Annotated in this window: 10 protein-coding genes; 3 read left to right on the forward strand and 7 right to left on the reverse strand. The window is 33.9% G+C overall.

What is annotated here, in order from left to right; translation table 11 throughout:
• Positions 1 to 47 precede the first annotated feature (47 nt).
• The 4 genes from murQ to LDL23_RS09455 all read right to left on the reverse strand — a co-directional run bounded on the left by murQ (position 48) and on the right by LDL23_RS09455 (position 2,815).
• On the reverse strand, positions 48 to 866 hold the full coding sequence (gene murQ / locus LDL23_RS09440) for an N-acetylmuramic acid 6-phosphate etherase (protein ID WP_291265467.1): 819 nt from the start codon (positions 864 to 866) through the stop codon (positions 48 to 50).
• 4 nt (positions 867 to 870) lie between these two features.
• Complete coding sequence (locus LDL23_RS09445) at positions 871 to 1,251, reverse strand: PH domain-containing protein (RefSeq protein WP_153208188.1); 381 nt, start codon at positions 1,249 to 1,251, stop codon at positions 871 to 873.
• A gap of 65 nt (positions 1,252 to 1,316) precedes the next feature.
• Positions 1,317 to 2,051 (reverse strand): ZIP family metal transporter, encoded by a 735-nt coding sequence (locus LDL23_RS09450; protein WP_291265468.1) that lies wholly within the window; start codon positions 2,049 to 2,051, stop codon positions 1,317 to 1,319.
• Positions 2,051 to 2,815, reverse strand: coding sequence for a class I SAM-dependent methyltransferase (locus tag LDL23_RS09455; protein WP_291265475.1), 765 nt, complete (start codon positions 2,813 to 2,815; stop codon positions 2,051 to 2,053). The genes LDL23_RS09450 and LDL23_RS09455 overlap by 1 nt, the downstream gene beginning before the upstream one ends.
• A gap of 110 nt (positions 2,816 to 2,925) precedes the next feature.
• On the opposite strand from LDL23_RS09455, the gene LDL23_RS09460 reads away from it, so the two are divergent.
• Both LDL23_RS09460 and LDL23_RS09465 read left to right on the forward strand, forming a co-directional pair.
• Entirely contained in the window at positions 2,926 to 4,089 is a 1,164-nt protein-coding gene (locus LDL23_RS09460) for a THUMP domain-containing protein (protein WP_291265469.1), read from the forward strand.
• Between the two features lie 69 nt (positions 4,090 to 4,158).
• Entirely contained in the window at positions 4,159 to 4,392 is a 234-nt protein-coding gene (locus LDL23_RS09465) for a hypothetical protein (protein ID WP_291265470.1), read from the forward strand.
• Between the two features lie 222 nt (positions 4,393 to 4,614).
• Here the strand turns inward: LDL23_RS09465 and LDL23_RS09470 are convergent, their stop codons facing one another.
• The 3 genes from LDL23_RS09470 to LDL23_RS09480 form a co-directional block, all read right to left on the reverse strand.
• The gene (locus LDL23_RS09470) at positions 4,615 to 7,008 is read right to left on the reverse strand and encodes a T9SS type A sorting domain-containing protein (protein ID WP_291265471.1); all 2,394 of its coding nucleotides are present in this window, start codon (positions 7,006 to 7,008) and stop codon (positions 4,615 to 4,617) included.
• Positions 7,009 to 7,209: 201 nt separating this feature from the next.
• Positions 7,210 to 8,163, reverse strand: a complete 954-nt coding sequence (locus LDL23_RS09475; RefSeq protein WP_291265472.1) for a transketolase C-terminal domain-containing protein — start codon at positions 8,161 to 8,163, stop codon at positions 7,210 to 7,212.
• A 4-nt stretch (positions 8,164 to 8,167) separates the two neighbouring features.
• Positions 8,168 to 9,013: a transketolase gene (locus LDL23_RS09480; protein WP_291265473.1), complete on the reverse strand. Its 846-nt coding sequence runs from the start codon at positions 9,011 to 9,013 to the stop codon at positions 8,168 to 8,170.
• A 169-nt stretch (positions 9,014 to 9,182) separates the two neighbouring features.
• On the opposite strand from LDL23_RS09480, the gene tgt reads away from it, so the two are divergent.
• Positions 9,183 to 10,000: tRNA guanosine(34) transglycosylase Tgt (gene tgt, locus LDL23_RS09485; RefSeq protein WP_291265474.1), on the forward strand; the 818-nt coding region annotated here is incomplete at its 3' end.

Genomic DNA, 10,000 nt, shown 5'->3' on the forward strand with positions numbered 1-10,000 from the left:
AAAACCTAATATTGCTACGATTAAAAAGAATTGTTTCATGATATATTTTATTTGTTGTTATTATAAAAATCTACTGCATTTCTAACACTTCCGTGTGTTTGTAATAATTGATTGGCTTCTTCATAACTTACCGGAATTTCCTCCATAATCATTCTCGTGCCTCTATCAATTAATTTGGTATTACTCAACTGCATGTCAACCATTTTGTTCCCTTTTACTTTTCCTAACTGAATCATAGTGGCTGTTGAAATCATGTTTAAAACCAATTTCTGAGCCGTTCCAGCTTTCATGCGAGAACTTCCTGTTACGAATTCTGGTCCAACCACTACATCAATTGGAAATTTAGCGGTTTTTGATAACGGACTTTCCGCATTGCAACTGATACTTCCGGTGCTGATATTATTTTGATTGCACATTTCCAATCCACCAATCACATAAGGCGTAGTTCCTGATGCGGCAATTCCAACCACAACATCGTTTTCGTTGATGTTCCATTGTTGTAAGTCTTTCCAAGCTTGTTTTCTGTTGTCTTCGGCAAATTCTACTGCTTTTCTAATCGCCGTATCGCCACCAGCAATAATTCCGATTACCAAATCAAACGGAACTCCAAAAGTAGGCGGACATTCCGAAGCATCTACAATTCCTAAACGACCAGAAGTTCCAGCTCCAATGTAAAACAAACGACCACCTTGTTTCATTTTCGAAATAATTTCTGTCACTAGTTTTTCAATTTGTGGTAACGCTTTTTCAACAGCTAACGGAACAGTTTTGTCTTCGTTATTGATATTCGTCAACAAATCCGTAACCGACATTTTCTCTAAATGTTCGTATTTGGAAGCTTGTTCAGTGGTTTTGGTAAAGTTCATGCGATTATTTTAAAACGTGATGTGCTAAAACATTTTGCACATCATACACATTAACTGATTTATTAAATTGTTTCACGATACTCGGATTGGCTTCGCTTGATACCCAAATTTTCAATTCGGCTTCTAAGTCAAACGTTCCTGCCGTTTCTACACTAAAACGTGAAATACTTTTGTAAGTGATGGATTTATATTCGATTTTGCTACCGGTAATTCCTTGTTTTTCAATTAGAATTAATCGTTTGTTGGTAAAAATAAAAGTATCACGAATCAATTTGAAACCCAATTCGATTTCTTCACCTGTAATTAAAAGCTTGCCGTAATCTTTCACTAAAGTTTCTTGATTTACAGCACCTGCATTGCCAAGTAGCGCAGAAAATAATCCCATATTAAATGTTTTAAATGTTCTTCAAATTTAAGTAAAAAGTACTTACGTTTTATGTTGAGTTACGATTAATGTGAATGTCCCATTTCAATTATATAAGCCAACACAAAACCAAATACAATCATGGTAATTTTAGCCAAATTGAATTTATGTCCTTCGTTACTTTCAAAAATAATAGTAGACGAAATGTGAAATAAAATTCCCACTACAACCGCCGAAATTTCTTTTGAGTAATGTTGGGCAAAATGCATTTGTTCCGCTAATAAAGTTCCTAGTGGTGTCATTAATGCGAAAGAAAACATAAAAGCAAAAATCATCATTTTATTCATCTTCGCATTTACGAAAAACAAAGTCAAAATAATAGCAATAGGGAAGTGGTGTATGGCAATTCCGTAAGCTAAATTGTTGTTTTCGTGAATTGGGAAACCTTCTAACAACGCATGAATACACAAACTAATAAACAACAACCATGGAATATGATGCAATTCGTTATGCTCGTCAGTATGCACGTGAACGTGACCGTGTTCGGCTCCTTTTGAGAAAAATTCTAATAAGATTTGGAACAAAATTCCAATCATAATAAAAACACCAACTGGCAACGTGGCATGCGCTTCTTCTCCTTCGTGAACGTGGTTATGTCCTTCGCTAAATAATTCGGGAAGTAAGTGTAAAACCGTTAACGAAAGTAAAAACGCACCACTGAACGCCAACAATAATTTGATGTTTTTTTTCTTTTGTGGTTTTAAAACTAATGCGAATAAAAACCCTAAAATAACGGCTGAAAAGGTGATGATATATTGCATTATTTAAAAATCATAATTAAACGTTCCGATTGTGTTTTAAAGAATTTTCGCAATTTATAATCGCCAAAAATATCCAAAAGATAAATGCCGGCTTCTTCCATCATTTTCTCAAAATCTTCTAAGCGAAGGGCTTGTACTTTTTCGGTGAAATGAAACTTTTCGCCTTTATCTTCAAAATCAATTTCTTTGTAAATGTGTCCGTCTTTCAAGTAACGTTTTATGTGAAAATCAATTCCGTCTACCGATTTTATTTCATCGGCAACTAAATTTTCTAAAACATAATCCACATTCATAAAATCAATAACCGCAAAACCTGTTTCGGTTAAACTGTTGTGAATGGCTTTGATGGTTTTGTAATTGTCGGCATCGTCTTCAAAATAGCCAAAACTTGTGAATAAATTGAAAATAGCATCGTACTTTTCGTTACACATTTCACGCATATCGTGCACTTTGAAATGCAGTTTTTCATTGGCAAACTCAGACGCTTCTTTAATGCTGTTTTCAGATAAATCGGCACCTGTAACATCAAAACCTAAGGAATTCAAATAAATCGCATGACGACCTTTTCCACAAGCCAAATCTAGGATTTTAGCATCTTCTGGAAGGTTTAAGTAATGCGTCAAATTGTCCATTAACAATTGCGCTTCTTCATCGTTGCGTTCTTTGTATAAAATGTGATAATATTCGGTATCAAACCAAGATTCGAACCAATTTGAAGGTTGTTGGTTGTTGGTTGTTGCTTGTTTATTATTGCTATCTGACATTAATTCTGAATTCGTTTCTTTCAAGTAGCAAATTTAATGTATTTTTGCACAAGAATACCCTAATTATTACGATTGCAATTGATTTTTGCAATTGAACTTGAATTTGTAGAATGGAAAATTTTAAAATGACTGCCAAAACCTTCTTTGGTTTTGAAGAAATATTAGCTAAAGAATTGCAGATTCTTGGCGCGCAACATGTGGAAATCGGTACACGTGTGGTGAGTTTTAAAGGCGATAAAGGATTTATGTACAAAGCTAATTTGGCGCTGCGTACAGCTTTAAAAATCTTAAAACCCATTAAAACTTTTAAAGCACACAACGATAAAGCGTTGTATGAAGGTATCAGAGCGATTGATTGGTCGGATTACTTAACAGAACACAATACGTTTTTAGTAGAAACTACGTTGCATTCTGAAAACTTCAACCACAGTCAGTTTGTGGCTTTGAAAACCAAAGATGCTATTGTAGATCAATTTAGAGATTTGAACGGAAAGCGTCCAAGCATCGATAAAGATTTCCCAGATTTACAAATTCACGTGCATATCGATAGAGATAATGTAACGGTTTCCTTAGATTCTTCGGGAGCTTCTTTGCATCATAGAGGATATAGAAGCGCTACTAACATTGCACCTATCAACGAAGTGTTAGCTGCAGGAATGTTGATTTTAGCAGGTTGGGAAGGAAAAAGTCATTTCTTAGATCCAATGTGTGGTTCGGGAACTATCTTAGCAGAAGCAGCGATGATTGCTTGTAATATTCCAGCGAATATCAACCGAAAAGAGTTTGCTTTTGAAAAATGGAAAGATTGGGATGCCGAATTGTTTGACAACATTTTAGAATCGTTATTAAAGAAAACACGCGAGTTTCATTACACGATTAAAGGATATGACAAAGCGCCAAGTGCCGTTGCAAAAGCAAAAGACAATGTTAGAAACGCCAATTTAGACGAATATATTACGATTACAAATGAAAATTTCTTCGATTCTAAAAAGGAAACTGAAGGTCCGTTGCACATGGTATTCAATCCACCTTATGGAGAGCGTTTGGATATTGATATGGAGCGTTTTTACAGAGAAATTGGTGATACCTTAAAACAAAATTATCCCAATACCAACGCTTGGTTTATTACTGCGAATTTAGAAGCATTAAAATTCGTAGGGTTAAAACCAAGTAGAAAAATTAAACTTTTCAATGGTAAGTTAGAAGCGCGTTTGGTGAAATACGAAATGTATGAAGGCAGCAAGAAAGGGAAATACATGAATACTGAAGAGTAAAAGTGAAAAGTAAAAAGTCATTTTGACAATTTAACAGTTCAACAATTTATCAATTAAACATTATAAAAAATGAGCAAAAAAGTAAAATCATTCTTATATAACTTCTTAGGATTTGTGGTGATTTATTTACCAACATTATATTTAGTAGGAGAATTTACCCATTTAAATGGCCTTTGGATTCCTATGACGGCATTTATGGTAGCGCTATTATTAGCACCAAAATTTCAAGCGATTAAAACGCATAATGGTGAAAAAATCTACATGAAGTGGCTTTTTATTAAAGGTGTGAAAGAAATAGAATAAGAAAATCCCGAGTGAATGCTCGGGATTTTTTTCTTTATACTTTAAAAATGGCGAGTAGCCATAAACAGCTTTTTAAATTGGGTTTTAACTTTTTGTAGTTTGGAGAGCTTTAGGGATTAACTCTCCAAAAACTATCGATTTAGATTAGGTTTACAGATACAAACCAACCTTCAATCAAGCCCTTATCTTAAATTTAGCAAAACTCCTCTTGGGTGTTACTATTTAGTCTTTTTTTATTATTTTTTTTATCTCTATATAATTATTTGTAATTATTTTTATAAAATACACACCTTTATTCAGTGTATTTAAATCAATAAAACTTATATCTTCTTTTAATGGATTTGTATATACCAGTCTAGTATTCATATCATATACTTCAATATTTATGATTTCAGAAGTATCAATTTTTTCTATATTTATTAGTCCAGAGGTCGGATTCGGATACAAAATTAAATGACTATGATCATTTTCAAATTCATTAATATTTAGAGTTGAACATTCAATTAGAGTAAATATTTGTTTTCCTATTACACTATTATCACCAATTTGTCCATGGTCATTGTTTCCTGATCCTAGAATAGAATTATCAGATTTAATTGTAAATGAATGATAATAACCTGCAGATATATTACTCCAAGTTGCAGAACCCCCAATTTGAATTGGGAATGGGCAATCTGATGTATTGTTATTACCCAATTGTCCATAATCGTTATTACCAAAAGAAAATAATGTGTTATTGTTCTTAACAGCTAAAGAATGAAGAGCGCCTGCAGAAATTTTAGACCATTGACTGCCAATGCCAAATTGCGTTGGTATTATTTTATTATCATAAGAGTTATTTCCTAATTGTCCATAAGTATTAGATCCAAAAGACCAAATTGATCCATTTGTTTTCAAAGCTAATGAATGATAATAACCAGTAGAAATTTTATTCCAATTGGTATCAGTTCCAATCTGAATAGGAATATTTTTATTAATAATGCTATTATCTCCTAATTGTCCATGACTATTTAGACCCCAAGCCCAAAGTGTCCCATCTGATTTAATTGCTAAATTATGAGAATTCTTTGTACTTATTTCTTCCCAATTTGTTGAATTTCCAATTTGTGTAGGTAATACAACAAATGTATTTGTACCATTTCCAATTTGTCCAAATGAATTATCTCCCCAAGCCCATAATGTTTTATTTGTTTTTAATGCTAAATGATGAGCAAAGCCAGAAGATATTTTCATCCAGTCATTATCAATTCCAATCTGTGTTGGTAATTGTGAAAAGGGGTAAATTAATATGCCCCATGCCCATAAAGTTCCATTCGTTTTTAATCCTATTGCATGTGTTGAGCCAGCAGATATTTCAACCCAGTCATTATCATTACCTATCTGTGTTGGTTCTAATTTATTACTATTATCGCTTCCACTTAATTGAAAATGAATATTATCGCCCCAACCCCACAAGGTACCATCATTTTTTATTGCTAATGTGAAAAAATTCCCAGTTGATATTTTGGACCAGCAAGAAAGGGTAACAGATGTTGTAGCACATTGAATGATTGTTGGAGTAGTTATATTTTGTTCATTTCCATTCCCTATATTTCCATGTAGATTCAACCCCCACCCTAATAATGTGCCGTCAGTTTTTATTCCTTTAGTATTACTATTTCCTGAAATTATTTCAACCCAATCATTATTTATGCCAATTTGAGTAGGGATAGAGTAAGGGGGTAATCCAGTTACATCACCGAGTTGATTAGAACCATTATCACCCCAACCCCATAAAGTGCCATTCGATTTAATTGCATGTGCAAAATAACTACCACATTCAATATTAGTCCAATCATAATCGCCCCCTATTTGAGTAGGGTGTAATACGTTAGTTTGAGTACCAACTCCTATTTCAAAATTTCCATTTTGACCCCAACCCCAAATTGAGCCATTATTTTTTAATGCTACATTAAACCAATTTTTACTCGAAACTTTTGACCAATCATTATCGACTCCAACCTGAATGGGATGATTTTTATTAATTACAGTTCCATCACCTATACCTCCTTGATAATTATTACCCCAAGCCCATAATGTTCCATTTGTTTTTATAGCAGTTGTATGAGAATGTCCAGCAGATATATGCAACCAATCATTTTGTGTTCCTATTTGAACAGGATTAGTTTGATATGTATTTGTACCATCTCCTAATTGCCCCTCATAGTTTCTGCCAATTCCCCAAAGTGTTCCGTCATATTTTAGAAAAATTCCATGAAAACTTCCAGAAACAACTTTAATCCAATTATTTTCAACACCAATTTGTGTTGGAATTGAGTAAGAATCATCTAGAAAAGTACCCCATCTCCATAAAGTTCCATCAGATTTAATGCCAAATGAGATATTTTGTCCAGCGGCAATATCAGTCCAATTATTGTCAGTACCTATTTGTGTTGGGGTATGTTTATCTGTAACTGTTCCATCCCCAAGCTGTTTTTGGTTATTCCATCCCCATGCCCATAGAGTTCCATCAGATTTAATAGCTAAAGTGTGATTATCACCAATTTCAACTTTAATCCAACATTGTGAAAAAGATATTTGAGAAATTAAAAATAAACAAAAAAAATTTTTTTTCATCTTAGGGTCAATTTATTTTTATTGCTTGGTTATTTTTTCTCATTTCGTTTATATGCTTGACAGAAATCAGAAATAGCCATTCAATTTTGTGTGTATATGTGTTGCAAAGTAGTTTTTTCAAATATAATAAAATATTTACAAATTTAATAAACAAAAAAATCCCCAACTGCTTGGGGATTTTTTATGAATTTAAAAAGAATATTACTTTCTTTTGATAACTCTTTCTGCCGCTTCTACAATCGCTTGATTGTTTAATTTATATTTTTCCATTAATTGGTCGGGTGTTCCACTTTCTCCGAAGCTATCGTTTACCGCCACAAATTCTTGTGGTACTAAATGGTTTTGAACTAATGTTCTTGAAACGCTTTCTCCTAAACCACCAATAATGTTATGCTCTTCCGCAGTAACAACACAACCTGTTTTCTTAACCGATTTTAAAATTGCTTCTTCGTCTAATGGTTTAATCGTATGAATGTTGATTACTTCAGCCGAAATTCCTTTTGCTTCTAACGCTTCTGCAGCTACTAACGCTTCCCAAACTAAATGTCCAGTTGCAATAATCGTAACATCGGTTCCTTCGTTTAACATAATAGCTTTTCCAATTACAAAAGGTTCGTCAGCTGGCATAAAGTTAGGTACCACTGGACGACCAAAACGCAAATAAGCAGGTCCGTGATGATCTGCTAAAGCAATAGTTGCTGCCTTAGTTTGATTGTAATCGCAAGTATTGATTACCGTCATTCCTGGTAACATTTTCATCAAACCGATATCTTCTAAGATTTGGTGAGTTGCTCCGTCTTCTCCAAGCGTTAATCCCGCGTGAGAAGCACAAATTTTCACATTCTTATCTGAATACGCTACTGATTGACGAATTTGATCGTAAACTCTTCCTGTAGAAAAGTTAGCGAAAGTTCCTGTGAAAGGAATTTTTCCACCAATCGTTAATCCAGCTGCAATTCCAATCATATTCGCTTCTGCAATTCCAATTTGGAAGAAACGCTCTGGGTGGTTTTTCTTGAAATCATCAAATTTTAATGACCCAATTAAATCCGCACAAAGTGCTACTACATTTTCATTTTTTTGACCTAATTCAGTCATTCCAGCACCAAATCCTGAACGGGTATCTTTACTGCCTTGATTTATATATTTTTTCATAATTCTAGTAATCTCCTAAAGTTTCAACATTTTGTTCTAACGCTTTTGCTAATTGATCATCATTTGGCGCTTTTCCGTGCCAAGCGTGTGTGTGCATCATAAAATCTACTCCGTTACCCATTTCAGTATGTAATAAAATACAAACCGGTTTTCCGTTACCTGATTTTGATTTTGCATCAGTTAAACCAGCTTTGATAGCGTCAATGTTGTTTCCTTCTTTGATTTCTAATACAATCCAATCGAATGCTTCAAACTTAGCTTTTACGCTTCCCATTGCTAAAACTTCGTCTGTAGTTCCGTCAATTTGTTTTCCGTTTAAGTCGATAGTCGCAATTAAATTGTCTACTTTTTTAGCTGAAGCATACATAATCGCTTCCCAGTTTTGTCCTTCTTGTAATTCACCATCACCTAAAAGTGCAAAAACCAAATGGTTGTCGTTATTCAATTTTTTAGCTTGCGCTGCTCCAATTGCAACCGACATTCCTTGTCCTAATGAACCCGAAGCCATTCTGATTCCAGGTAAACCTTCATGAGTTGTTGGATGCCCTTGTAATCTAGAATTTAATTTTCTAAATGTTGCCAATTCAGCCACTGGAAAGTATCCGCTTCTAGCTAAAACACTATAAAAAACTGGAGAAATATGTCCGTTTGATAAGAAGAATAAATCCTCACCAATTCCGTTCATATCAAAACCTTCGTTACGTTTCATAACGTCTTGGTAAAGAGTAACCAAAAACTCAGCACATCCCAAAGAACCTCCTGGGTGACCTGAATTTACGGCATGAACCATACGAAGAATATCTCTTCGAACTTGTGTTGTAAAATCTTGTAGTTGTTGCGTGTTAGACATTATAAAAAGATATATATATGTTAATTGGATGCAAAAGTAATTTTATTTTTTTGGTGGTACAAATCATTTTGTTAGAAGTTATTAATAATCAGTGTTAATCATAAATAATTCTAAATTCCAATTTCTAAATTCTAAAATAAATTATCTTTGCCGTTCGTAAAAGCACAATATGAAGTTTGATTTAATTACCAAAGACCCAAAAAGTAAAGCCAGAGCTGGAAAAATAACAACCGATCACGGTGTTATTGAAACCCCAATTTTTATGCCCGTAGGAACCGTGGCTTCTGTTAAAGGAGTGCACCAACGTGAGCTAAGAGACGATATTAATCCAGATATTATTTTAGGAAATACCTATCACTTATATTTAAGACCTCAAACCAAAATTTTAGAAGCGGCTGGAGGATTACATAAATTCATGAATTGGGATAGAAATATCTTAACCGATTCGGGTGGATATCAAGTGTATTCGCTTTCTTCAAACAGAAAAATTAAAGAAGAAGGTGTTAAGTTCAAATCGCATATTGATGGTTCGTACCATTTCTTTTCACCGGAAAATGTAATGGAAATTCAACGTACTATTGGTGCTGATATCATCATGGCTTTCGACGAATGTACGCCTTATCCATGCGATTATCGTTATGCAAAGCGTTCGATGCACATGACACATCGTTGGTTAGATAGATGTATCAATCATTTAGAAAAATTACCATTTAAATACGGTTACGAACAAACGTTTTTTCCAATTGTTCAAGGAAGTACGTATAAAGATTTAAGAGAACAATCGGCGGAATATATTGCAAATGCTGGTGCACAAGGAAACGCTATTGGCGGACTTTCAGTAGGAGAACCAGCTGAAGAAATGTATGCAATGACAGAAGTTGTTACCGCTATTCTTCCAGAAGACAAACCAAGATATTTAATGGGTGTGGGAACGCCAATCAATATTTTAGAGAATATTGCGTTAGGAATTGATATGTTTGATTGTGT

Source organism: Flavobacterium sp. (assembly GCF_020217025.1).
Classification (GTDB): Bacteria; Bacteroidota; Bacteroidia; order Flavobacteriales; family Flavobacteriaceae; genus Flavobacterium.